Origin of the sequence: Apibacter sp. B3919 (genome assembly GCF_026537405.1) — a bacterium.
Taxonomy (GTDB): Bacteria; Bacteroidota; Bacteroidia; order Flavobacteriales; family Weeksellaceae; genus Apibacter.
Map to the genome: position 1 here is coordinate 362713 of NZ_JAFNMG010000002.1, position 25275 is coordinate 387987.

The 25275-nt window shown below is 30.4% G+C and carries 19 protein-coding genes; 9 read left to right on the top strand and 10 right to left on the bottom strand.

Going from position 1 to position 25275, the window contains the following annotated elements:
• The first annotated feature begins 52 nt into the window (after window positions 1-52).
• The 4 genes from J3U20_RS04970 (at window position 53) to J3U20_RS04985 (ending at window position 5709) form a co-directional block, all read left to right on the top strand.
• A complete protein-coding gene (locus J3U20_RS04970) occupies window positions 53-1081 on the top strand; it encodes a rod shape-determining protein (protein WP_055425343.1) in 1029 nt (342 codons plus the stop codon).
• Window positions 1082-1109: 28 nt separating this feature from the next.
• Window positions 1110-1937, top strand: a complete 828-nt coding sequence (gene mreC, locus J3U20_RS04975) for a rod shape-determining protein MreC (protein ID WP_105298110.1) — start codon at window positions 1110-1112, stop codon at window positions 1935-1937.
• Window positions 1938-2451: 514 nt separating this feature from the next.
• Window positions 2452-4470 (top strand): penicillin-binding transpeptidase domain-containing protein, encoded by a 2019-nt coding sequence (locus J3U20_RS04980; protein ID WP_255571475.1) that lies wholly within the window; start codon window positions 2452-2454, stop codon window positions 4468-4470.
• A 3-nt stretch (window positions 4471-4473) separates the two neighbouring features.
• Window positions 4474-5709, top strand: coding sequence for a M50 family metallopeptidase (locus tag J3U20_RS04985; RefSeq protein WP_160541875.1), 1236 nt, complete (start codon window positions 4474-4476; stop codon window positions 5707-5709).
• A gap of 13 nt (window positions 5710-5722) precedes the next feature.
• Here J3U20_RS04985 and recG read toward each other — a convergent pair whose 3' ends face one another.
• From recG to J3U20_RS05035, 10 genes are all read right to left on the bottom strand, one after another.
• Window positions 5723-7825 (bottom strand): ATP-dependent DNA helicase RecG, encoded by a 2103-nt coding sequence (gene recG / locus J3U20_RS04990; protein WP_160541876.1) that lies wholly within the window; start codon window positions 7823-7825, stop codon window positions 5723-5725.
• A 132-nt stretch (window positions 7826-7957) separates the two neighbouring features.
• Window positions 7958-9277 (bottom strand): TlpA family protein disulfide reductase, encoded by a 1320-nt coding sequence (locus J3U20_RS04995; protein ID WP_160541877.1) that lies wholly within the window; start codon window positions 9275-9277, stop codon window positions 7958-7960.
• A 52-nt stretch (window positions 9278-9329) separates the two neighbouring features.
• Complete coding sequence (locus J3U20_RS05000) at window positions 9330-9590, bottom strand: hypothetical protein (RefSeq protein WP_160541878.1); 261 nt, start codon at window positions 9588-9590, stop codon at window positions 9330-9332.
• 15 nt (window positions 9591-9605) lie between these two features.
• Window positions 9606-11594, bottom strand: coding sequence for a T9SS type A sorting domain-containing protein (locus J3U20_RS05005; protein WP_160541879.1), 1989 nt, complete (start codon window positions 11592-11594; stop codon window positions 9606-9608).
• Window positions 11595-11689: 95 nt separating this feature from the next.
• Window positions 11690-12886: an ATP-dependent Clp protease ATP-binding subunit ClpX gene (gene clpX / locus J3U20_RS05010; RefSeq protein WP_160541880.1), complete on the bottom strand. Its 1197-nt coding sequence runs from the start codon at window positions 12884-12886 to the stop codon at window positions 11690-11692.
• Between the two features lie 117 nt (window positions 12887-13003).
• The gene (locus J3U20_RS05015) at window positions 13004-13984 is read right to left on the bottom strand and encodes a pyruvate dehydrogenase complex E1 component subunit beta (RefSeq protein WP_160541881.1); all 981 of its coding nucleotides are present in this window, start codon (window positions 13982-13984) and stop codon (window positions 13004-13006) included.
• Window positions 13985-14254: 270 nt separating this feature from the next.
• Window positions 14255-15253, bottom strand: coding sequence for a glycosyltransferase family 9 protein (locus J3U20_RS05020; protein ID WP_324125474.1), 999 nt, complete (start codon window positions 15251-15253; stop codon window positions 14255-14257).
• A gap of 12 nt (window positions 15254-15265) precedes the next feature.
• On the bottom strand, window positions 15266-15685 hold the full coding sequence (locus J3U20_RS05025; protein WP_160541882.1) for a SufE family protein: 420 nt from the start codon (window positions 15683-15685) through the stop codon (window positions 15266-15268).
• Window positions 15686-15695: 10 nt separating this feature from the next.
• Window positions 15696-16964 (bottom strand): serine--tRNA ligase, encoded by a 1269-nt coding sequence (serS, locus tag J3U20_RS05030; protein ID WP_160541883.1) that lies wholly within the window; start codon window positions 16962-16964, stop codon window positions 15696-15698.
• A 190-nt stretch (window positions 16965-17154) separates the two neighbouring features.
• Window positions 17155-18144 (bottom strand): helix-turn-helix transcriptional regulator, encoded by a 990-nt coding sequence (locus J3U20_RS05035; RefSeq protein WP_160541884.1) that lies wholly within the window; start codon window positions 18142-18144, stop codon window positions 17155-17157.
• A 138-nt stretch (window positions 18145-18282) separates the two neighbouring features.
• On the opposite strand from J3U20_RS05035, the gene J3U20_RS05040 reads away from it, so the two are divergent.
• The 5 genes from J3U20_RS05040 (at window position 18283) to J3U20_RS05060 (ending at window position 25272) form a co-directional block, all read left to right on the top strand.
• The gene (locus J3U20_RS05040) at window positions 18283-20664 is read left to right on the top strand and encodes a TonB-dependent receptor (protein WP_160550004.1); all 2382 of its coding nucleotides are present in this window, start codon (window positions 18283-18285) and stop codon (window positions 20662-20664) included.
• A 13-nt stretch (window positions 20665-20677) separates the two neighbouring features.
• Window positions 20678-21910 (top strand): DUF4374 domain-containing protein, encoded by a 1233-nt coding sequence (locus J3U20_RS05045; protein ID WP_160541886.1) that lies wholly within the window; start codon window positions 20678-20680, stop codon window positions 21908-21910.
• A gap of 30 nt (window positions 21911-21940) precedes the next feature.
• On the top strand, window positions 21941-23173 hold the full coding sequence (locus tag J3U20_RS05050; protein WP_160541887.1) for a DUF4374 domain-containing protein: 1233 nt from the start codon (window positions 21941-21943) through the stop codon (window positions 23171-23173).
• Between the two features lie 140 nt (window positions 23174-23313).
• Window positions 23314-24783: an ankyrin repeat domain-containing protein gene (locus J3U20_RS05055; protein WP_160541888.1), complete on the top strand. Its 1470-nt coding sequence runs from the start codon at window positions 23314-23316 to the stop codon at window positions 24781-24783.
• Window positions 24784-24789: 6 nt separating this feature from the next.
• Complete coding sequence (locus J3U20_RS05060) at window positions 24790-25272, top strand: DUF2271 domain-containing protein (protein WP_160541889.1); 483 nt, start codon at window positions 24790-24792, stop codon at window positions 25270-25272.
• Window positions 25273-25275 lie beyond the last annotated feature (3 nt).

Consider the following 25275-nt stretch of genomic DNA (forward strand, 5'->3'; position numbering starts at 1 on the left):
TAATTTTTTCGAGAATTTATTCAACCAAATAGTACAATTATTTAAAAGTTAAATGGGATTATTTGATTTTCTTACACAAGAAATAGCAATTGATTTGGGTACAGCAAATACCCTAATCATTCATAATAATAAAGTAGTAGTAGACAGTCCTTCTATAGTAGCTATAGATAGAAGGACCATGAAGCCTATTGCAGTCGGAGAGATAGCTAAGCAAATGCAGGGGAAAACGCATGATGATATAAAAACTATTAGACCTCTAAAAGATGGTGTAATAGCTGATTTTGGCGCGTCCGAGCATATGATCAGAGAATTTATAAAACAAATTCCGGGAATTAAAGGAAAAATTTTTAATCCTTCATTGAGGATGGTTATTTGTATTCCTTCAGGTATTACAGAAGTTGAAAAAAGAGCAGTAAAAGATTCTGCAGCTAAAGTAAATGCTAAGGATGTAAAATTAATTTATGAGCCTATGGCTGCAGCCATAGGGGTTGGTATTGATGTTACACAGCCTAAAGGTAATATGATTATAGACATAGGGGGAGGAACTACTGAAATAGCAGTTATAGCTTTGGGAGGAATTGTTTGTGATAACTCTATTAAAATTGCAGGAGACGTATTTAATAATGATATCTTATATTATTTAAGAACTCATCATAATTTGTTTATCGGAGAAAAAACAGCAGAACACATTAAAATGGAGGTAGGTTCAGGACTTGAAGAACTGGATAATCCGCCTGAAGATCTACCAGTTCAAGGTAGAGATTTAATTACCGGTAAACCTAAAGAAATTATGGTTAATTATAAAGAAATGGCCAGAGCTCTAGATAAATCAATTTTAAGAATCGAAGATGCTATCATGGAAACTTTATCAAGAACACCTCCTGAATTGTCTGCAGATATCTATAATACCGGTATATATTTAGCAGGAGGAGGGGCTTTACTTAGAGGTCTCGATCAAAGAATAGGAAGGAAAACAGGATTACCTGTTTTCATAGCTGACGATCCATTGAGAGCAGTTGTGAGAGGTACTGGAATTGCACTAAAAAATATTGAAAAATTTGAGAATTTTTTAATCAAATAATAAATTATTCTTAAGATAAAACTTATTAATGTCTGTATTGATAAATTTTCTATCAAAAAATAGTAGATTTCTGCTATTTCTATTTTTGCAGATATTAGCTCTTTTTTTTACGTTTAACAGAAATGTTTATCATAATTCGATACTAGAAGAAAAAATAATTTCATTCACCGGTTATGTAGATTCTAAAATATCTTATTTAACGTACTATATAAATCTCAAAAAGGAAAATGAACGTCTAATAGAAGAGAATAAAGAATATAGAAATAAATTTCTAGGAAAAACGGGAAAAATTAAGCCTGAGTTTTTTGCTATGTTAGATTCTACAAAATATAAGCAAAAATATTATTATACAACTGCTGATATAATATCAAACTCAATTACAAGGTCAAATAATTATTTAATTATAGATCGAGGGACAGATCAAGGTGTGAGTCCGGAAATGGGCGTTGTTACCTCAACCGGAGTTGTAGGAATGATTATCAATTGTACGAAAAATTATTCCAAAGTTATTTCCATTCTTAATAGGAATACCAGGATAAATGCCAGATTAAAATCAAGTAAATATTACGGTACATTATTATGGCAGGGAGAAGATCCCAGAATCATGCATTTATCAGATATACCTAAATATGTAGGTGTAAAGATAGGAGATACTATTGAAACGGATGGAAAATCTAAAATATATCCGGAAGGTATATTAATTGGAAGAGTGAGCAGTAAATCCATAGATGAGGAGACTGGTAATTGGAATATTTCAGTTGAATTATTTCAAGATATGGGAAATATACAAAAAGTATATGTAGTGGATAAACTGGATAGAGAAGAAATTAAAAGTTTGAAAGATTCTATAAATTAATAATGCTTAACAGATACACATTAATAAATCTCATCTTAATTCCCATCTTACTATTATTGCAAGTTTTTGTATTTAATAACATCTATTTTTTCCATAAATATAATCCTATCATATATATTATTTGGATCATTTTTTATCCATATGACAAATCTTTTAATTATCTGTTTCTAATTTTTTCATTCCTTTTGGGATTTGGAATTGATTGTTTTATGGACACCGGAGGCGTTAATGCTTTCTCATCCGTATTAATTTCTTTTATAAGAAATACAGTACTTCGATATATCTCAGATTTAGATCGAGAAATGAAAATATTAAACTTTTCAGATTTAAATTTCCTTCAATTACTATCGTATATAATAATAATTATATTAATTCATCATTTAAGTCTTTTTATTTTAGAAAGTTTTAAAATATCTATGATATTAGATGTAGTAGAAGACGCTCTTATAACATCAGTATTTTCATTTTTATTTATCATTATAATTTACGCTTTCTTTAAAAATAAGATTGGATAGTGAAAAAATTTCAGATTATAATAGGGGTGTTGATTTTCTTAGCGTTACTGTTTATCGCGCGTATATCCTACCTACAATTATTTACAGAAAAATATAAGCTTAACGCAGCAAATACTTCAATAAAAGCAGAATATCAAATTCCATTACGGGGATATATAATGGACAGAAACGGTAAAATATTAGTAGGAAATACTCCTTCCTATGAGTTGACTTTTACCCAATCCCAGATGGAAAAAAATTTTGATACTTTAGGTTTTTGCAAATTAGTTAATATTTCGAAAGCTGATTTTATAAAAAAAATCAAAAGTATTAAATCAAATAAGAAAATTTACAATAACCTGGTTCCTATGACCTTTATGAAAGGTCTGACTAGTGAAGATTTAGCCAGAATACAAGAAAAACTTTTTAAATATAATGCATTTTCAATTGTTCGAACCCCAGAAAGAAATTACTTGGTCCATTCTGCAGGAAACATATTGGGTTATATTAATGAAGTTAATGAAAAGTATATAAAATCTGATTCGTCCTATTACATGCCCGGTAATTTAGCTGGTATGACAGGAGTAGAAAAATCGTATGAAAAATATTTACGAGGAATAAAAGGAATTAAATATATACAAAAAGACAGAAGATTAAGAAGTATAGGCTCATATAAGGATGGAGAGTATGACCAGCAAATGCATAGTGGTAAAGATATAACACTCTCAATTGACTATGATTTACAAAATCTGGCAGAAAAATTGTTAGTTAATAAAAGAGGCGGTATCGTAGCTTTAGATCCCAATAATGGAGAAATATTGGTTATGGCCTCAGCTCCTGTTATTGATCCGTCAGTATTTGTAGGAAGAGATAAGAATAAACATATATATGCTCTTCAAATGGATTCTATGAATAAGCCAATGTTTGATCGAGCGGCTCAAGCAGCATATCCTCCAGGATCTACTTTTAAATTGATAAATGGTTTAGCTGCTTTACAAATGGGAGTAATAGATGAAAAAACAACATTTATATGTAAACATGGTTTTCATTATGGAAACAGGAAGATAGGTTGCCATTGTGGATATTTTTATACTCCTATAGCTATGGATAAAGCTATTCAAAAATCATGTAATAATTTCTTTGCAGAGGCTTACGTAAGAATACTTAACAAGTATCCGGGTAACATTGAAAAAAGCATTGATGAATGGAGTGATATAGTTAAAAGTTTTGCCGTCGGCGAATTTATGCATAATGATTTAGCAGTGGGAAGTAAAGGAAATATTCCGGATGCTAATTATTATAATAGACGTTACGGAAAGGATAAATGGAATATCTATACTATAATTTCGAATTCAATAGGGCAAGGTGAAGTTTTGGCAACTCCATTACAAATCGCAAATTATACGGCTGTTATTGCCAACAGAGGATTTTTTTACACCCCTCATATTGTAAAAGCTATAGATGGAAAACCGATAACAGATCCTCAATTTACTGTACCCAAACAAGTAAAAGTCGAGAAAAAATATTTTGATATTGTTAATAAGGGAATGAGTATGGTAGTTTTGTCGGGTACGGGTCATAGGATTTTTACCAATACATTTAGTCAGGAAGGAAAAACAGGTACCTCGCAAAATCCTCATGGAAAAGATCATTCCATATTTGTCTTAATAGCTCCCGTAGATAAACCAAAAATAGCAATTGCTGTAGTCGTTGAAAATGGAGGTTTTGGAGCAACTTATGCCGGACCCATGGCCTCTCTACTTGCAGAAAAATATCTTACCGGAACCATTGAAAGAAAATCAATGGAGGAAAGCATCATAAAATCTGATTTCAGTAATGAATATTTGAGACAATGGAACGATTATTTAAAAAGAACAGGAAAATATGTTCCAAATAATTTACCTCAAGCTTTAAAAGATAGTATAAATAAGATTAATTCGAATAAAAAACTATCCTTAAAAGAAAAGCAACGATTAATACAAAATATAATTAATCAGGGAGAAGCAGCAAAAAAATTAGATAATTTTATTGGTGATTAAAAAATGAATAAAATTTTTAGGGGAGTAGATGGTTTAATGTTATTTTTATATTTGCTTATAGCCTTATTTGGTATCGCAAATATATACAGCGTTGATAGTTCCAGTGGTACTAAACAATTCATCTGGCTGTTAATATCTTTAACAGTAGGAACTTCAACCTTTCTTGTTCGTCCTAAATTTTTTGAGAATTTTGCGGGCTTATTTTACTTATTTGGCTTATGTTTACTTACCGGTGTTTTACTGTTTGGAAGCTATGTTAATGGAGCTAAAGCCTGGTATCGAATTGGAGGTTTCAGTTTACAACCGGTAGAATTAGCTAAAATTTCCACAGCATTAATGTTAGCTAATTACGTAGATTCTCCTAATTTTAATATTAAAAATAATCAATCATTAGGAATAACATTTCTAATTATATTTATTCCCATAGTATTAATTTTGCTGCAACCCGATGTAGGATCCATTTTAGTGTTTACTGCTTATTTTATCGCTTTATATAGAGAAGGAATGACAGGATGGTTGTTCATCATTGGTTTTTATTTTGCGATTTTATTTCTAACTTCTATCTGGGTTCCATCATGGATCGTTATTTTAATATTAACACTTTTACTATTTCTATTATTATTCTTGCTTAGAAAGAAAATTAAATGGAATCAACACTTTAATATTTTATTTATCATAGTATTTGTACTAATATCAAGTGTTATAAGCATATCCTCACCGTTTATATTCGAGCATTTACCAAAGCATCAAAAAGAAAGAATATTAGTACTATACGAAGGAGAAAAAAAATACAGAGATACCGCAGGATATAATTTGCTTTATTCTAAAACAGCCATAGGATCGGGAGGTTTCTGGGGTAAAGGATATAAACAAGGTAGTGTTACAGCAGGTAAATTTGTACCGGAGCAACAGACTGACTATATATTTTGTACAGTGGGCGAAGAATGGGGATTTGTAGGATGTACCCTATTGATCGGGCTTTATACTTGTTTAATAGCAAGAATATATTATTTGGCAGAAACACAGAAAAGCGCATTCTCCAGAGTTATGGGATATTCATTAGCGTCCATATTATTTATGCATTTTTTAATTAATATAGGAATGGTCATAGGATTGTTTCCAACCGTAGGAATCCCATTACCTTTCTTTAGTTATGGTGGTAGTTCACTATTAGGATTTTCTTTATTTATTTTTATATTTTTGCGCTTGAATTATTCTGACAAAAATAGCCTTATCTAAATATCCATTGGTATTAACTAATTTTTGACCATTTGATTTTATTCTTATGATATTTTAAGAAGAATTTTCTTATAGCTTGATTTTTTTCCTTTGTAAGATCAGGATCATCTTGTAATAAATGATCAACACATGATTTAGATAATGATACTATTACCTTATCATGAATCAAATCTGTTTTTTTAAAATCAATGGTACCGCTTTGCTGAGTTCCTAAAATATTACCGGGTCCTCTTAATTCCAAATCCACTTCAGATATTCTAAATCCGTCGTTTGTTTCACACATTGTTTTAATCCTTTTCTGAGCATCATTCGATAGCTCTGATTTGGTCATCAAAATGCAATATGATTGTTCAGCACCTCTACCCACTCTTCCTCTTAATTGATGCAATTGAGATAATCCGAATTTCTCAGCACTTTCAATAACCATGACACTTGCATTCGGAACATTTACTCCCACCTCAATAACAGTAGTGGCAATCATAATTTGCGTCTGATTATTGACAAATCGTTGCATTTCATATTCTTTATCCGCTGCTTTCATTTTCCCGTGTACGATGCTTATTTGATAATCAGGCATTGGGAAATCTCTGACTATACTTTCATATCCATCCATAAGATCTTTATAATCAAGACTTTCACTTTCTTCTATAAGGGGATATACAATATATACTTGTCTGCCTTTTTTAATTTCATTTTTAAGAAAACCAAAAACGGATAGCCTGTTTGAATCTGTTCTATGATAGGTTTTAATTTCTTTCCTGCCACTTGGTAATTCATCAATTATGGATACATCCAAATCACTATAATAACTCATGGCCAATGTTCTCGGTATAGGAGTAGCTGTCATCACTAATATATGAGGAGGTATCGAATTTTTTCCCCACAATCGAGAGCGTTGTTCAACTCCAAACCGATGTTGTTCATCAATTATAGCTAAACCTAAATTTTTAAATTGTACTTTTTCTTCAAGTAAAGCATGTGTACCCACCAATATATTTATTTTTCCCGACAGTAATTCTTGATGGATTAGTTTTCTTTCCGAGGTCGAAGTTGATCCCGTTAATAGATGGACAGAAATATTCATTTCATCAACCAATTCACAAATGCTTTTATAATGTTGAACGGCTAAAATTTCGGTGGGAGCAATCATACAAGCTTGAAAACCATTATCAATAGCTAAAAGCATGGATAAGAGAGCGACCATCGTCTTTCCACTTCCTACATCACCTTGCAATAACCTATTCATTTGAATATTTCGGCTAAGGTCTTTACGAATTTCTTTAATTACTTTTTTTTGAGCATTTGTTAATTGGAACGGAAGATGAAAATTATAAAATTCATTAAAATGATGTCCGACATTAGAAAAAGGATTTCCTAAATTTATACGTTGTCTATGAATTTTTTGTAATCCAAAACCAAGTTGAAAAAAAAACATTTCTTCAAATTTCAACCTGTATTCGGCCTGTTGTAAATCAACGTAAGAATTTGGAAAATGAATTTGTTGATAAGCTTTTTTACGAGAAATTAATATATAATTTACTAAAATTTCTTGCGATAAGTTTTCCTCTATTTGATCATCAATAGCGACTAAAATTTCCCTAATTGATTTTTTAAAAAAACGTTGATTGATCCCTCTTTTTTGTAATTTTTCCGAGTTTGAATAAATTGGTTCTAAAACTATAGGAGCTAGTTTTGCATCATTCATTTTTTCGATTTCCGGATGCGCAAGGGTTAATTTTCCATTAAAAGCATTTACTTTACCAAATATTAAAACTTCTTCATGTAAGGGAATGCTTTTTACTAACCAATTCGTTACATTGAACCATATAAGTTCTAATTTTCCGGTACTATCTTCAAATATACCGGTTAATCTGCTTTTCTTATTTAAAGTTGTTTCTTTTAAAGATATTATTTTACCTCTTAATTGAATTTCAGCTGAAGAAGAGCCTAGTTGATTTACTTTATAAATTTTACTTTTATCTACATATCTAAAAGGAAAATAATTAAGTAAATCCTCGCATGAGTGAATATTAAGCTGCTTTTTTAATAAGTTCGCTTTTTCAGTTCCTATACCTTTAACATATTCAATAGAAGATTGAAGATATAATGCACTCATTCTACAAAATTAAGAAACTGATCTTACTATAACTAGCAATAGCGATATAAATTAATTGAAATTTACTATTTAAAGAAAACACATAAGAAGGGAATTATTCCCTTCTTACGTGAAAGAATATATTTGAGTATCTTATTTAATTAAATTATTGATATCAGATATTTTAGAAGTAATTTTTAAAATTTTATTTTTTTGATCTACTAAAATTAGAGTAGGGGTACCGGTTATATTTAGTTCTTTTACAAATTTACTATCCCAGTATATTAAATCTGAATCGTTTAACCATGAAGTTTCTTTAATAGCATTTTGCCAATCCTCTTTGTTATAATCAACAGAAAGGGCTATAATTTCTCCACCCGATTTTTTAAAATTTTCGTAAAACTGTTTAACATATGGCATTTCTTGTTGGCAATGACTACACCAAGAAGCCCATACCATAATTAATTTATATTTAGTTTTAATGTCATATAAATACGTATACTTATCGTTTAATTTATGCGTAAATTTTATGTTTGGAATTATTTTTCCTTCCTTTATAGAATTATTGTCTTGAATTGTTTTTTTAAGTTCCGCACTTATTTCGCATGTTAGTGATTCAGCTCTTTTCATATATTTATCAGTAAGATTTACTAAACCATATCCATTTAGAAAATTGATAGTTGCGGATAATATCTCTTGTCCCCTGCTTGTTTCTTCACCAACTTCATCCAATAAAACTTCTATAGCTTTATCAATTTTATTTTCCCAATCTTTTTGAGAAGTGGCTCCCATTGCAGACAGTTTAAAATAATTATATAAAAGAGATTTACCTACACCGGAAGTTTCAAATTGTTGTCCGGCATTTTTAAAATGATCTAAAATTAAATTTTTATTAGAAATAGCATCGCCGTTTCCTATTTCAGTGTTTTTAATTAGATCTGAAGTTTTTAAATAATAGGATAAAAATGGAAATTCTGAAATATCAGGTTCATTCATTTCAGATATTCTTTGAATTTCATTTTTTAAGGGTAAATAAAAATCATCTTTAGAATTATAATAAAAATTTATATTTTGTAATTGAGGAAGAATAGAATTTTTTTTAATGTCATAGTTTAAATAATTTTGATAACGTTCATTAATTTGATTACCCGGTATATTTATAATAAATTCATCATTTGTAGTAATTGATGCGCTAAAATCTATATCGGTATTATCAGAAATGAATATGTAATTCTTCTTGGCATCCAGTAATGAAATTTCAATTATACCGGAATAGTTATCTTTAACAGGAATTGAAAAAGATCCATTTGAATTTGTAGTTATGTTTCCTATTAAAATATCATCAAATGCTCTATCTATTTTAACTAATATTCTTTTATTAGAATAATTGGCAATAGTACCTTTAAAAGTAAATTGAGCTTGAGCTATTAAGCTTATTAGAACTAATAAGAATGTAATTGAAATTTTTTTCATAAAAAAAGCCTTGTTATTTATTTAACAAGGCTAATTTATGAAATTTAAATCTTTATATAGATTTAATTCTTTTCTTTTTAAAGATATAAAACATTATAAAAATAGCACTTATTAATAAAAAAGGCACTATAAAATTAATTGGAGTTGAGTTTGGTTCCATTATACCTATCCCACCACCATAGGCTACTACCTCACCTTCGGCGTTTGGAATTGGAGGTACTTCTTCCGTTTCAACTACAACTTGCAAAATATTGTAAGCAAAAGATTGACTATAAACTAAAGCTATAAATATTATGGAAAACAATTTTTTCATTTCAATTTTACTTTATTATTTAACTATTTTTTTAGTTACTTTCTCACCAGTAATTTGATTAGTCACTACTATAACGTACAAAGATGACGATGTAGTATGAACGGGTAGCAAATAATCATTTTGGGTATCGATATTTGTTTCTGTGGAAATTAACTGACCTAAAACGTTAAATATAGTTACTTCTGCTTTTTTCCAATTTTGATCAAAGTGAATTTTATATTCATTTCCGGTCTTATAAATAGTTGTTAAACCATTTAAAGTAGTAATGTCTTCATTTCCTAAAGTTCCAGGCTCTTTCCAGAAAATTTCAAATCTGTCGTTAGTTGATTCATTAAGAGTTACAGAATAGGAAAAATTGGAATCTATTTCTTTAATAACTTTTAATTGTTTATCATGAAAATAAAATTTTGCATTAGGATTATCAAAGTTAGATTTTCCTTCTTCTTTTATAGGATTCATGTTATACTTAAGTTCTGATTTAAAGGTAAATTCTTTTCCTTTATCCATAGTATTAACAGTTACTCCTACTGGAACAGCAACTTTAGAAGAATTATCCGAGTTAATTACATTAATATATAATTCAGTATCTTCATATCCGGGGTATTTTCCACCATTTATAGATTCCGGTATGGTATAGATATTGGTAGTTACATCATTATCATTTTCTGTATTGGATTTGATTTTGGCTTCAAATTCATTTAATTCTCCGGTGATCAAATTTGGACCGGCTGCTAGATATGTATTACCATAGAAAGTTTTACCGGAAACTAATTCAAGATTTAATTGATATAGATCTTGTGAATTAGATTTTGATCGTGTACCCCATACTTTCCCCTTATTAAATTCATATTTGGATTGTTCAAATGTTTGAGGTTTACTATCTTTATATAAATCAACTTTTACGTAGTCACTTTTCGCTTTGATGAAAAAATTAGTCATTGGAGGGATAATTCTTATATCATCACCAATTAATTTTCCATCATTATCAAATGTAAACATTTGTGTTTTTCCTTCATATCGGGTAGTTCCATCCACAATTTTATTAGTGATTGGTCCATCACTTGCGCCTCCTATTAAGTTTGGAATTTGATCTTTAAGTAATATAGTTATGTCAATATTGGAAGTATAAGGATTTACCATACGCAACATCCTATCCCAGTATCGGTTTGAATTTAACACTTCATCGGTAGTAGTTTTAGTAAATTTAATAGTAGCAGCAAATGGATCATCCAAATAAGTCCAATAATATAATCCATAAGGATTTTTAGCATTATTACCAATATTATAGCCTGAAGCAACTCTACTACTTATAGGTACAGATAGATCTGCTGCAGAGGCTGTACCTCCGTCAGTAGGTTTAGTGCCCGCAACATAAGGAGTTCCTTGAAATGAAATTACACCATCAAAATTTGATCCGGTATTATACAATTCTTTTCTAAAAGAATAATATTTTCCGGGAACAAAATTTTCATCCTTTTGAAATGGATCGTATCTAAATCGATCTTCTCTCCATGTAAATAAAGGGTGACGATTCCATCTAGAGCTATTTTTACAATTATTATTAATATAAAATAGTCCACAAATAAGCTCTGGTTTTAGTAGTTTATTAGTTAAATCACCTGAGAAATTATCATAGGTATATTTGATAAAAGGCACACCAAAAAGAACCTCACCGGAACCATAATCATATAGATGTTTTTGGATGGTAACACCTCCAACAGTACTTTTATTGTTTACGATTATTAATTGACCATAATTTTTTTCATCGTCATAAGTTATAACAAACTTATTTGGACTTCCATTATTTTTTAGAGTACCTTCTGATATTTTAACATTACCTTTATTAGTAAATACATCAGAACTGTTGTCTATGGTTATATCTCCAGTACTAAATAAAGTCGTACCTGGACTCACAAAAAACTTAGCACCGTTAGTGGTGGTTATTTGTGAATTGCTTGCAATACAACCCAGTACAAAAAGCAAGGGTATAAATTTCATTTTCATTTATTAAGCATTTATTAGTTAAATTTATTTATTAAATATAATATATACTAGTAGTGCAAATATAAATAAAAATATTATTCGCAAGTCTTTTTTTTTTATTTTATTGATTTGTGTTTCGTTAACGCAACAAATTTATCCATATCTATAAGTAAATCTCCGTTATAATTGTCAATATCATAACTAATTTTAGAAAATATGTTTTCTGAGATACTTCGCAACCCTCTTGCCCCTAAACCTAAAATTCTGGTTTCTTTTACAATTTCATTTAATACTTCATCGGTAATGGAGAGATTGATTCCATCTAATTTAAATAGTGCCTGATATTGTTTAATTATTGCATTTTTAGGCTTAGTAAGAATTTGTAACATAGCCTCATCATCCAATGGCTCTAAATTAGTTATTACAGGGAATCTTCCTAATAGTTCGGGAATAAGTCCGAAAGTTTTTAAATCGGTAGCATTTACCTGAGATAAAATGTGTTCTTCTTCAAGTGTCTTTTCATCCGTTTTGCTGAAACCTATCGTGTTTTTATTTAGTCTGTTTGAAATAATTTTATCAATACCTGAAAAAGCTCCCCCTGCAATAAATAAAATATTTTGTGTATTTACTTGAATGTATTTTTGATCGGGGTGTTTTCTGCCGCCTTGAGGAGGAACATTAATAATACTTCCTTCTAAAAGTTTTAATAAAGCTTGTTGCACTCCTTCCCCGGAAACGTCGCGGGTTATACTTGGATTATCGCTTTTTCGACTAATTTTATCTATTTCATCTATAAAGACTATACCTTGTTCAGCCTTTTCAACGTTATAATCAGCAGCTTGTAATAATCGACTTAATATACTTTCAACATCTTCACCCACGTATCCGGCTTCTGTTAAAACAGTTGCATCAACTATAGTAAAAGGAACATCCAAAAGTTTAGCAATTGATTTGGCAATTAGAGTTTTTCCGGTTCCTGTTTCACCAACCATCAATATGTTGGATTTTTCAATTTCAACCTCCCTGTCAACTTCTAAAGAATGTGCTAACCTTTTATAATGATTGTAAACAGCAACAGATAACGTTTTTTTTGCGTTTTCTTGACCTATTACGTATTGATCTAAAAATTCTTTTATTTCTTTAGGTTTTTTTACTTGCAATTCAAAATTGCTGTCGTCTTTAAAATTTTCTTCCTGTACAACAATGTTATGTGCTTGTTCAATACAATCATTGCATATATGTCCGTGAAGTCCGGCAATTAATAGTTGAACTTCAGATTTTTTTCTTCCGCAAAAAGTACATTTTTGTTCCATAAGCTTTAATAAAGCTGATATTAATTTAAAATTCAGGTTTCAAAATTAATTTATTAATTAAAATTGAAACCTGAAAAAATATTTTTTAGTTTATATTATTAAAGAAAATAACTACGATTACTTTTTATATAAAGTATTTTTAACTGCGGTTATTACTTGGTTCACATTCGGATACCATTTAGAAAATAAAGAAGAAGAATAAGGGGCTGAAGTATCAGCAGTTGTAATTCTTTTTATAGGTGCATCCAAATAATCAAAAGCTTTTTGTTGTACCATATAAGCAATTTCACTAGCAACAGATGCAAAAGGCCATTCTTCAATTAATAATACCAAACGATTGGTTTTCTTAACGGAATTAATAACAGTGTCATAATCTAAAGGTCGAACAGTTCTTAAATCAATAACTTCTGCATTTATGCCTTCTTTTTCAAGTTCAGCAGCAGCTTGTAAAGCAACTTTCATTATTTTACCAAAAGAGACAATAGTAACATCGGATCCTGGTTTCTTGATGTCTGCAACACCTATAGGGATAAGATATTCATCTTCAGGAATCTCCATTTTGTCACCATACATTTGCTCAGATTCCATGAAAATAACAGGGTCATTATCTCTAATAGCGGATTTCAATAATCCTTTGGCATCATAAGGATTAGAAGGTACGATAACCTTTAATCCGGGACAATTGGCAAACCAACTTTCAAAAGCTTGAGAGTGAGTAGCTCCTAATTGTCCGGCTGAAGCGGTTGGACCACGAAATACGATTGGTACATTCCATTGACCACCGGTCATTTGATAAATTTTAGCTGCATTATTTATGATTTGGTCGATTGCAACCAAGGAAAAATTAAATGTCATAAATTCTACAATAGGACGGCATCCATTCATGGCTGCGCCAACACTAATTCCGGTAAAACCACTTTCTGCAATAGGGGAATCAATGACTCTTTTGGCACCGAATTCGTCTACCATTCCTTTGGAAGCTTTATAAGCTCCATTATAATTAGCAACTTCTTCGCCAATCAGATAAATGGAAGGATCTCTTCTCATTTCTTCGCTCATAGCTTCACAAATTGCTTGTCTAAATTGAACTTCCTTCATTGTACTTAAAATTATTACGGCAAAAGTACAAATTTTTTGAACAATCAAATTCTTTTATGTTTAAAAAGAAAAGAAAATTTGTATAAAAATTAAGAAATAATTTTATATAAAATAAATTGACTATAGGTTTTGGTAGTATTTTATATTGTTAATAAGTTAATTTATCGAACGTTATCAATTTTTGATATACTGTAAGTTTTTAATCTAAGTAATTAGAGATGTTGTGATTATGAAATAATTTTAGGTATATAGACAGTATAAAAATACTAATTATAAAATAGTTTGACTTTTTATTTTATTTAAGATATAGGAACATTCCAAATTTCTTGTACAAGCCCAATCATTTCTATAACAAGGTTTATTTCCAAAAATCGAGCAAGGTCGGCAAGGAAGATCATTTATTTGTATCACATCATTTAATTGTTGACCATAACCTAAAAAACCGGCGAAAGGATGAGTAGCTCCCCAAATGGAAATAACTTTGGTTCCCACTAAAGAAGATATGTGCATATTGGCAGAATCCATAGTTATCATTAAAGGCAATTGGCTAATTAAATTCATTTGTTCCTTTAAGGTAATTTGCCCTGATAAAGAATGAATATTTGAATGCATTTTCTGCCAAGAATCAAGAATTTCAGTTTCTTCCTTTCCGCCTCCAAATAAATATATTTGATAATCATCTTTTGCAAGATGTATGCAAATATCTTTCATTTTATCTAAAGGTAACATTTTTTCCTTGTAATTTGCAAAAGGTGCAACGCCTATGGAGTTTTTCTTCTTTATAGGGTTTGATGATAATTTATGAGATAATTTTAAATCAAATCCCAATCTTCTGAAAACATCGGCGTAATATTCGGATACAGGGCGAAGTGGATAAAGTTTTTTATTTTTTCTTCGAGTTAATAATTTTTTTTCTTTACGATTTTTATCAAGGGTAGCAATTTTTTTTACATGTTTAGATAAAAATAATTTTAAAATTTTAGTTCTTAAGACATTGTGTAAATCAGCTACCATAGTAGGTTCGTAAACCTTTAATTCATCAGCAAGTTTTTTTAAACCTAAAATTCCATTATAGTTTTCGATATCCACTCCTATAAAGGTTATATTAGGAATTGATTGAAAAAAGGGAGCAAAAAAATGGCGGGTAACTATCAGCAACTCAACATCTTTATTTTGCTCGATAAATTCTCTTATAACGGGTACAGTCATTGCGACATCTCCCATTGCAGAAAAACGAAAGACTAAAATTTTTTCTTTGATCTTACTCACTTTTTTTACTAATTATTTTTTTGCAGAGTAAGCAATTGCGTAATATTTAATTTGTTTAATCATTGCCAATAACCCATTAGCTCGAGTAGGAGTTAAAAATTCTTGAAGACCTATTTCTTCAATAAAATTTTCATCCGATTTTAAAATGTCTTCAATGGGTTGTCCTGAATAGATGCGTACTAACATGGCAGCTATTCCTCTCGGTAAAATGGCGTCAGAATCTGCTTCAAAAAATAGTTTACCATTTTCCGAACGAGTAGTTAGCCAAACCTGAGACTGACATCCTTTGATTAATTTATCTTGAGTTTTGTCTTTTTCAGGCATTTCGGGCAGAGATTTACCTAATTCAATAACATATTCATACCGTTGTTCCCAAGAGTCAAATAAATTAAATTCATTTATAAGTCCTTGTTGTATTTCAGAAATTGTCATGGAAAAATATTTAATTAATTAAGTCGAAACCGGTATAAGGAACTAATACCTTCGGAATTTTAATTCCTTCTTCCGATTGGTGATTTTCAAGTAAAGCAGCTAAAACTCTAGGTAATGCAAGAGATGAACCATTAAGTGTATGGCAAAGCTGATTTTTTCCTTCTGATTTATATCGTAATTTTAATCGGTTTGCTTGAAAGGTTTCAAAATTTGATACTGAGCTAACTTCCAACCATCTTTCTTGAGCAGCCGACCAAACTTCAAAATCATAAGTAATTGCTGAGGTAAAGCCTAAATCCCCACCACATAGTCGTAGTATTCGGTAAGTGAGTTGTAGTGATTCCAATAAAGATTTTACATGTTCAACCATTTCCTCCAATGCCTCATAAGAATTTTCTGATCTTTCGATTCGAACAATTTCAACTTTTTCAAATTGATGTAATCTGTTAAGCCCTCTAACATCTTTACCATAAGAACCGGCTTCTCTTCTAAAACAAGGAGAATAAGCAGTTAATTTAATTGGTAGTTGATTTTCGTTAAGCAATACATCCCTGTACATATTGGTTACCGGAACTTCTGAGGTAGGAATCAAATATAATTTGTCTTCATTAATATAATACATTTGACCTTCTTTGTCAGGAAGTTGTCCGGTGCCGTATCCGGAAGCTTCATTTACTACAAATGGCGGAACAATTTCCATATAACCGGCTTCAGCATTTTTATCTAGAAAATATTGAACCAAAGAGCGTTGCAATCGAGCTCCTTTTCCTTTATAAACGGGAAAACCGGCACCGGTTATTTTTACTCCTAATTCAAAATCTATTAAATTGTATTTTTTAGTAAGTTCCCAATGAGGTAAAGCATTATTTATGATATTTTCATGTGCAGTATGCTTAAATACCTCTAGATTATCCTCTTCATTTGTTCCTACAGGAACTAAATCGTTTGGAATATTGGGTACTTCATATAAAGTTAATTTTAACTTTTCCTCTGTTTCAGATAAATTTTGTTGCAACTTTTTAGTGGATTCTTTTAAAGAAAGAGTTTGTGATTTAGCATTTTCGGCTTCATCTTTTTTACCTGCTTTCATTAGAATTCCAATATCTTTCGAAATTTTATTCATTTCCGAAAGCTGGGAATCCAAATCAAATTGAATCTTTTTTCTGGATTCATCCAGTGAAATAATTTCATCGATAAGTTCTAATTTGCCGAAATTTCTTTTTTTTAATCCGGCTAAGACCTTTTCTTTATTATCTTTAATATATGCAACCTGTAACATATCAATGTAAACTTTAAATGGCAAATTTAGTGTAAAAAAATAAATATCTAATAAGGAATAGAAAAGCTCAGTTAAATATACGTTCAGACATTAAAAAATATCTGATGAATAAAAATCATTTAAAGAATTAATAAGATGGAAAAAGAACGAAAAATCTTTTCAAATAAGAAACGATCGATTTATTTAAAGTCTAAAGTGACTCATCTAGTATGTATTGTTTAGGTGTTTTTCCAAACATTTTTTTGAAGGAGGTTATAAAATGAGAAGTGCTTTTATAACCTGTTGCCAATGCAATTTCGTTTATTGGGTAATGGTTATTCAACATTTGAAGTGCCTTTTTCATGCGTAATTGTATAATATAATAATGAATGGTACAACTATAAGCCTGTTTAAATCCCGTTTTTAATTTTAGTTCATTTAAATGAATAATTTTAGATAGCTGGTTAATGGTAGGCGGTTCTTCGTAATGGGTAGTTAGATAGGCATTAGCTTGTTCAATTTTTTTGAAATCTTCCTCTTTTATAGACTTTATTTCTTTCTTGTTGGTTGATAATTTTATAAAGATTTTTAAAAATAACTCTTTTAACTTAATTTGATAATAACTGTGACCGAATACTCCCGTATCTTTAATTTCAATTAATTCATTTATAACGGTAAGCATATTGAAATCTATCGGTAAAACTATTTTGTTGAAATCAGAATAAGTATTCCGTTGAATATCTTTACAAAAAATACTATCCAAAAACCATTTTTCATTTTTTAAGATTGAAAAAATAAAAGGTTTAGATATGAAAATACTAATAGAATAAAATGTCTTTTCATAAGAATCTATCTTAATTTTTATATTATTTTTATTTTGATAAGTCATTTGTAAAATACCGGGCTTAATACCATAAATGGTTTTATTTTTAGAAGATTCAATAGTTGCTTTTCCTTGTAATAATAATGATACTTGAATGTAATCCTTTTCAATATTTAATGTTTGAATACAATTATGCGCTACAGTAAATTTTTGAATAAGAATACATAAGCCATCGGTATATATACTTTTTTGAATACCACTGGCAAAATGTCTTTTAAAATGGTTTTTCTTAGTAATTATAGGTGAATTAATATTTAATCTGTCTTCCAATTCAATAGTCAGTAAAAGATCTTGATTTATTTCCGAATAAATATTCATGATACTGTTTATATTATTTTTTATACCAAATATGATATTATTATATGGTTCTAAAATTATACTTTCGCAAATAATATTTATTTAGTCTAAACAAAAATAAGAAATAAAAAATTGTTGTGGTCTTAAACTTACTGCTCCATGAAAGTAATTATCAATATTCTAATTATATGCTCATTTTCAACCTGTTTATACTCTCAAATGGCAGTAGTAGAAGGAATAGTTACCTCTAATAATCAAGTGTTGGAAAATTGTTCTGTTCAGGTAGACAATATAGATTATATAACTAAAACCGATCAAAAAGGATATTATAAGATAATTCTTCCTGAGGGAAGCTATGGGTTAACGTTTTCAAATCCTAAATTTGAAACCCAACGTATTCCTGTTTATTTAAAAAAAGGAGAAAAGAAAAATATATCCATTAAACTTAAACCTATCACTTTTACCGATATCGATAACGTTGTAATTATCGGAAAATCAGCCTTACAAAAAACTAAAGAAACTCCGTATAATGTAACAGTTTTAGATGCTAAATCATTTTATAATAGCTCATTAGATTTAGCTCATATGCTTGAGAAAGCACCCGGAGTAAAAATAAGAGAAGCCGGAGGAGTAGGTTCGGATCTGTCAATTTCTTTAAATGGTTTTACGGGAAAACATGTTAAAATATTCATGGATGGTGTTCCTATGCAGGGTTTCGGTTCTGCTTTTCAATTAAATAATATTCCGGTAAATATAGCGGATCGAATCGAGATATATAAAGGAGTGGTGCCTATTGAATTTGGCACTGATGCAATAGGTGGAGTGATCAACATTGTGACGGCTCAAAGTACTAAAACCTATATGGATTTATCGTATTCTTCCGGCTCATTTAATACCTACCGAACCGATTTAAATATGGGCCATACCTCAAAATCAGGATTTACGATTCAACTTAATGCTTTTCAAAATTATTCAGATAATAATTACAAAGTAAAGACTTCTATATTGGATTTGAAAACAAATGTCTTTTCATCCGAAAAATTTTGGGTCAAAAGATTTCATGGAAAATATCACAATGAAACAGGTATTTTAAAATTAGGCTTTATTAAGAAACGATGGGCAGATAAATTTCTAATAGGGATTACATTAGGACAAGAATTTTCCGACATACAAAATGCCAATTTAATGGAAATTGTTTACGGAATGAAAAAAAGAATGGGTACAACTGTTATGCCTTCTTTAGTTTACGGAAAAAATAATTTTTTGATCAATAAATTAAATGTTAAAATCACAGCAAATTATAATAGAAATTATAATAAAAATACGGACACGGCAGCCAGACAATACAATTGGTTAGGAGACTATGTACCCAAAAAAACCAGAGGAGAAGGCATTTATTCTCTTTCAAAATTTTATAATGATAACTATTCATCAACAGCAAATTTAACTTATCGATGGAATGATATGCATTCCTTTGCAATAAATGATGTTCTATCCGGCTACAAAAGAAAGAAATCCGATCGGGTTTCTATAGTGGAAATCGGTTCCGTGCGCGATACTATGAGAAGAACCAATTTGAAAAATATTTTAGGAGGTTCTTATAATTTTAATTATAAAAATATATGGAATACGACTGTTTTTGGTAAATATTACTATCAAAAAGTGAAAGGTCCTAAAAATATTTCTACCATAACCAATAGTACAAAATATATTGAGAACACGGAAAAATTTAACACCAACGGGTATGGCTTAGCCGTCACTTATTTTTTGAAAGATTTTCAGTTTAAGGGATCATTAGAAAAGGCATACCGTCTGCCCACAGATAATGAACTCTTTGGAGATGAAGTATTAGAATTGGGAAATTCAGTTTTAAAAGCTGAAAATTCCATGAATTACAATCTAGGAATCCTTTTAAATAAACAATTTAAAAATAATAATGTTATCTACTTTGATATCAGTGTTTATATAAGAGATACTAAAGATTATATCCGAAGAATTATTGAACAACATTATGGAACAGCAACTTATGTCAACCACGGAAAAGTAAAAAATATTGGAATAGATGCTGAAATAAAATTCTATTACAGAAATAAATTTTCGTTAGGAGGAAATGTAACTTACCAAAATTTAAGGAATAAAGAGCGATATTCTTCCGTCAGTGGAAATAGGAAAGATATCACCTATAATGACAGAATACCCAATGTACCTTATTTTTTCGGAGCAATTGATGCAGCATATTTTATTAACGATCGGGTAAAAAGAAGAAATAATTTAAGTATTGGTTATACATTCAACTTTATTGAGAAATTTTATCTTAATTGGGAAAGTTTGGGAAATAAAAAGTCGAAATACACTTTACCCCAACAACTATCACATGATCTAATTATAAATTACACTCTCAACGAAAGTGCATTGAGTGTTTCATTGGAACTTAAAAATATCACCAATGAATTTCTTTATGACAACTACAGTTTACAAAAGCCCGGTAGGGCTTACTATATCAAGCTAAGATATTCATTTTCAAAATCACATAAAAAGTAAATAAATCAATAATATGAGAAATAGATCATTTAAAAGAAAATTCCTTTTAATAGCAGCACTATCAGTTTTCATAATCGGATGTGGGAGCGATGACAATGATAACCTATCAGAAAATCCGGGAACAGATTCTGCTACACAAAAATTTGTTATAGCTGCAACTATGGGCAGTTCCAGCTATATGTTAACTTCCGATAATCTGGATATAGGCAGAATCTCGCTATCGGGAAATGGCGTGGAAGTAGGAAGAGTATTTACACATTTTATAAATAACCACTATAAATCATTAGTAGGGCTGGTATACGGACAAGGAGGGGCATACGTTGGATATTGTTTCATTTTGGCTCCAAACGGCAAAATTCAAAAATTAAAAGGAGATCAGGATATGGGATTTCAAGTAAACAGTTATAATACCGTTGGAAATTTCGGAAATTATATGATTTCTGCACGAGGATCACAGGCTTTAGCAGACGGAACGACAGGAGCCATCTTCAGTTTTATAGAACAAGAAGGAACAAATATGTCTATAACCCAAAAAACATTACATACCGATAATATAGTTGGAAACGGTTATAATCCAACGATTAGCGGAATTGTTGATACCGAAAATGGAGAATTTCTTACCTCAGCCGTTAGTCCCAATGATCCCGATAAAGTGCATGTGTTAGCTTTAGACGCAAATTTAAATGTTAAACGAATTTATTCGGATGATAGAATCAGTTATTCTGCAGGAAGATGGAGATCTGCCATGTATTCTCAAATAGGAAAAGATGATAACGGAAATACCTATGTATTTTCAGGTTCATACGAAAGCGCTACCACAAAACCTGCGGGTGCGTTATGTATAAAAAAAGGAAGTACTGCCTTCGATAAAGATTACTATTTTAATATTGAACAAGCCTCAGGGGGCTATCGATTTCGTAAAGTATTTCATATAACGGAAGACTATTTTCTGTTAGAATTTTATAACGAATTAGACTATAACATTATAAGTCCTGCCTCTCAATATGCAATTCTAAAAATGAGCACCAAAAATTTTAATTGGTTAAGAGATGGTTTCCCATCTAAAGAACAAATTACGGCAACGGGATGGCCATTAAGTTATGACGGTAAAATATATCTGCCGGTTACCACATCCAATGAGCAGCCTACCGTATACGTGATCGATCCTAAAACTACTTCAGCTAAAGCAGGATTAGTGGTTGAAGCAGATGGTATTACGGGATTATCCCTATTAAAAAAACAATAAATTTCAATAAACTCTTAAATAAAATATAGTATGAAAAAAACAAATTTTATCCAAAAAGTATTAGTAAGCTTTTTGGCCGGATGCATGACTATATCATGTAGTAGCGATGATGATAATACGGTAGCCACACAACCCATTCCTACTAAAGCAGATAAGTTTGTAATAGCAGCTGCTCCCGGGAGTGGAAAATTAGGTACAGGAACTTATTTTTTGACTGTCAATCATTTAGATAGCGGTAGAGATAGTATTTCAGGAAATTCTAATTCAGTGAAAACAACCAGTTCATTTACACAGATCGTAGTAAACAATGCAAGCACATTGGTTGGATTTATTTATCCCAACGGATCAGATTTAGGGCAAGGAAAATCAGGATGCAGAGCATTTAAATATGACACAGATGATAAAATGAAAGAATTACAAGGAAGTCCGATAATTATTGGTAGATTTTCAGTAACAGGAAATTTTGGAAAATATATTTATGCCATATCCAATAAAGACAACAGCTTCCTGTATGAAAGAAATGGAGATAATATTTCCATGATAGATAAACCTATCGATTTAAGTTCGCATATGATTGATGACAAAAAACCAACCATTACAGGAATTGCAGATAGAGGAAATAATGAAATAGCTGCTGCATTTAAATATACAAATTCAGATAATGTTTATGTAGCCTTGATGGATTATAACATGACTATTAAATCTGTCATCAACGATTCGCGTCTAAGCTTTTCAGGAGGCCAATGGAAAGGTGCTGTATATTCTCAAATTTGGCCGGATGGCTCAGGAAACGTATATGTATTTTCAGGTGCCGGATCCGGAAATACCACTGCTAAAAAAGCAGGGGCTTTAAAAATAAATAAAGGTTCTCAAACATTCGATTCAAATTATTATTTTGATATTGAAACCGCTTCAGGAGGATATAAATTCAGAAAAGTTTTTCCGATTACTAAAGATTACTTTTTACTTGAATTTTACAACGAAACAGCAAATACCGGAAACGGTTCCAAAGCAACACGTTTTGCAGTCGTTAAAATGGAATCTAAATCTTTTAAATGGGTAGAAGGAATTATGGACTATACCCAAGTGTCAAGTAACGGATGGCCGTTAGCATATAAAGGTAAAATATATTTACCATTAAATCCGGTAAGCGGAAATTCAGCCATATATGCCATAGATCCGGTAACAGCAACAGCAAATAAAGGATTTGAACTTTCCAATGATAAGGAGCATATTAGAGCGGTCACTTTCTTGAAAAATTAATTAATTTTACTCAGATAATTTTTTAATAGAAGCAGTTGATTTATTCAACTGCTTTAAACTATTTTGTTTTTATTTAGTCTATATAAGTATTATTGCAAAAAAATTACTATTATAGTGCTCTCATTTAAAATATAAAAAAAATGAAAAGAAGTTTCGTAACTCTACTTTGCATGGCATCCATTTGGATGAATGCTCAAATAAATAATACCTTGTTAGATAATAACTTTTGGAAAAATAAACCCGATTTACAAGCAGTTGAAACAGAAATTAAAAAAGGTAACAGTCCGAATGAGTTTAATGATAACAAATTTGACGCTGTTACAGTTGCCATACTAAATGAAGCCCCTTTAGAAACTATTAAATACCTGTTAAAACAGAAAGGAAATGACATAAATAAATTAACTCATGATAACAGAATTTATTTACATTGGGCAGCTTTAAAAGGAAATACTGAATTAATAAAATATTTAATCGATAAAAAGAGCAATATCAATTTAGAAGATTCCCACGGGCTCACTCCTTTAGTATTTGCAGCAAATGCAGGTCAAACCAATGTTGAAATCTATCGCTTGTTTTTTGATGCCGGATTAAATCCTAAGCAAAAATATAAAAACGGGGCAACCATATTGCTTTTAGCTATTCCCTATGATTCTGATCTTCACCTTACCGATTATTTACAATCCAAAGGTCTTTCTTTATTGGACACAGACGATAAAGGAAGCACAGCATTTGATTATGCGGCCAGAAAAGGCGATATAGAATTACTAAAAAAATTGAAAACAAGAGGGGTAAAAAGCACCAACAATGCTCTCTTACTGGCAGCTGAAGCTACACGGAGAACAGCCAATACCTTAGATGTTTTTAAATATTTGGTAGAAGATATAAAATTAAATCCTTTAGTCGTTAATGACGATCAACAAACCGTACTTCATATAGTCGCAACAAAACCGGATCAGGCAGAAATTATCAACTATTTTATTTCTAAAAAGGTTGATTCACAAAAAAAAGATAAAGAAGGAAATACAGCATTTATAAAAAGTGCTTCAGGAAAAGATATTAAAAATACACAAGTATTTTTACCTTTAGTTAAAAATATCAATGAAGTTAACAATAAAGGAGAAAGTGCTCTAATGTTAGCAGTAAAATCTAGTACACCGGAAATGATTGCTTTGTTACTTGCTAATGGAGCTAATATAAATCAGAAAGATAACAAAGGAAACAGTTTGGTTTATTATCTTATCCAATCCTATCATCCTAGAAATAAAGATTTTGATGCAAATTTAGAATTACTAAAAGATAAAGGAGTAGATTTTAATGCAAAACAAGAAGAAGGCAATACTTTCTATCATTTAGCAGTCGGTAAAAATGATATCAATTTGATTAAAAAAATTTCAGGATTGAAAGTAGACGTTAATACAGCTAATAACGAGGGGATAACTCCTTTACAAAGAGCCGCAATGATTGCTAAAGACGATACTATTTTGAAATATCTGCTATCTTTAGGTGCAAAAAAAGACCTAAAAACAGAGTTTGGAGAAACAGCCTATGATTTAGCAAAAGAAAACAAAATCTTAACTCAAAATAAAGTATCCGTTGATTTCTTAAAATAATCTATTATGAAGATGAATATTAAAATAGCAGCTTACAGTTTACTTCTAATGTTGTTGCCTTTTATGGGCCATGCACAGACTCATAAATATAAATGTTTACTTCAAATGAATAATTATATAGGAGAAGGTGCCTACATAGTAGTATCATTAATTTCTCCGCAAGGTCAATATGAAAAGACATTATATATAATGGGAGAAGATAAAAGATGGTATAATACCTTAAAAGAATGGCATAAATACAATTCAAAAAAGAAAACTATAGATGCTAAAACCGGAGCATCCGTAACCGGCGGAGACCGTAGCATAACCACGTTGGAAATTGAAGATTCTAAAATTGATAAGGGATATAAACTCCGATTTGAAACCGCTGTTGAAGATCAAAATTATTATGTAAAAGATCTGGAAATCCCTTTAAATTCTCAAGCCTTTACGGGTAAAATATCCGGAACGGGATATATAAATTATGTGAGACTAAGTAAGATTCAATAATTC

Bases quoted from the DNA above. Each gene is read 5' to 3' on its own strand.
- J3U20_RS04970 (WP_055425343.1), top strand. From the start codon at position 53: ATGGGATTATTTGATTTTCTTACACAAGAAATAGCAATTGATTTGGGT.
- mreC (WP_105298110.1), top strand. From the start codon at position 1,110: ATGTCTGTATTGATAAATTTTCTATCAAAAAATAGTAGATTTCTGCTA.
- J3U20_RS04985 (WP_160541875.1), top strand. From the start codon at position 4,474: ATGAATAAAATTTTTAGGGGAGTAGATGGTTTAATGTTATTTTTATAT.
- recG (WP_160541876.1), bottom strand. From the start codon at position 7,825: ATGAGTGCATTATATCTTCAATCTTCTATTGAATATGTTAAAGGTATA.
- J3U20_RS04995 (WP_160541877.1), bottom strand. From the start codon at position 9,277: ATGAAAAAAATTTCAATTACATTCTTATTAGTTCTAATAAGCTTAATA.
- J3U20_RS05000 (WP_160541878.1), bottom strand. From the start codon at position 9,590: ATGAAAAAATTGTTTTCCATAATATTTATAGCTTTAGTTTATAGTCAA.
- J3U20_RS05005 (WP_160541879.1), bottom strand. From the start codon at position 11,594: ATGAAAATGAAATTTATACCCTTGCTTTTTGTACTGGGTTGTATTGCA.
- clpX (WP_160541880.1), bottom strand. From the start codon at position 12,886: ATGGAACAAAAATGTACTTTTTGCGGAAGAAAAAAATCTGAAGTTCAA.
- J3U20_RS05015 (WP_160541881.1), bottom strand. From the start codon at position 13,984: ATGAAGGAAGTTCAATTTAGACAAGCAATTTGTGAAGCTATGAGCGAA.
- J3U20_RS05025 (WP_160541882.1), bottom strand. From the start codon at position 15,685: ATGACAATTTCTGAAATACAACAAGGACTTATAAATGAATTTAATTTA.
- serS (WP_160541883.1), bottom strand. From the start codon at position 16,964: ATGTTACAGGTTGCATATATTAAAGATAATAAAGAAAAGGTCTTAGCC.
- J3U20_RS05035 (WP_160541884.1), bottom strand. From the start codon at position 18,144: ATGAATATTTATTCGGAAATAAATCAAGATCTTTTACTGACTATTGAA.
- J3U20_RS05040 (WP_160550004.1), top strand. From the start codon at position 18,283: ATGAAAGTAATTATCAATATTCTAATTATATGCTCATTTTCAACCTGT.
- J3U20_RS05045 (WP_160541886.1), top strand. From the start codon at position 20,678: ATGAGAAATAGATCATTTAAAAGAAAATTCCTTTTAATAGCAGCACTA.
- J3U20_RS05050 (WP_160541887.1), top strand. From the start codon at position 21,941: ATGAAAAAAACAAATTTTATCCAAAAAGTATTAGTAAGCTTTTTGGCC.
- J3U20_RS05055 (WP_160541888.1), top strand. From the start codon at position 23,314: ATGAAAAGAAGTTTCGTAACTCTACTTTGCATGGCATCCATTTGGATG.
- J3U20_RS05060 (WP_160541889.1), top strand. From the start codon at position 24,790: ATGAAGATGAATATTAAAATAGCAGCTTACAGTTTACTTCTAATGTTG.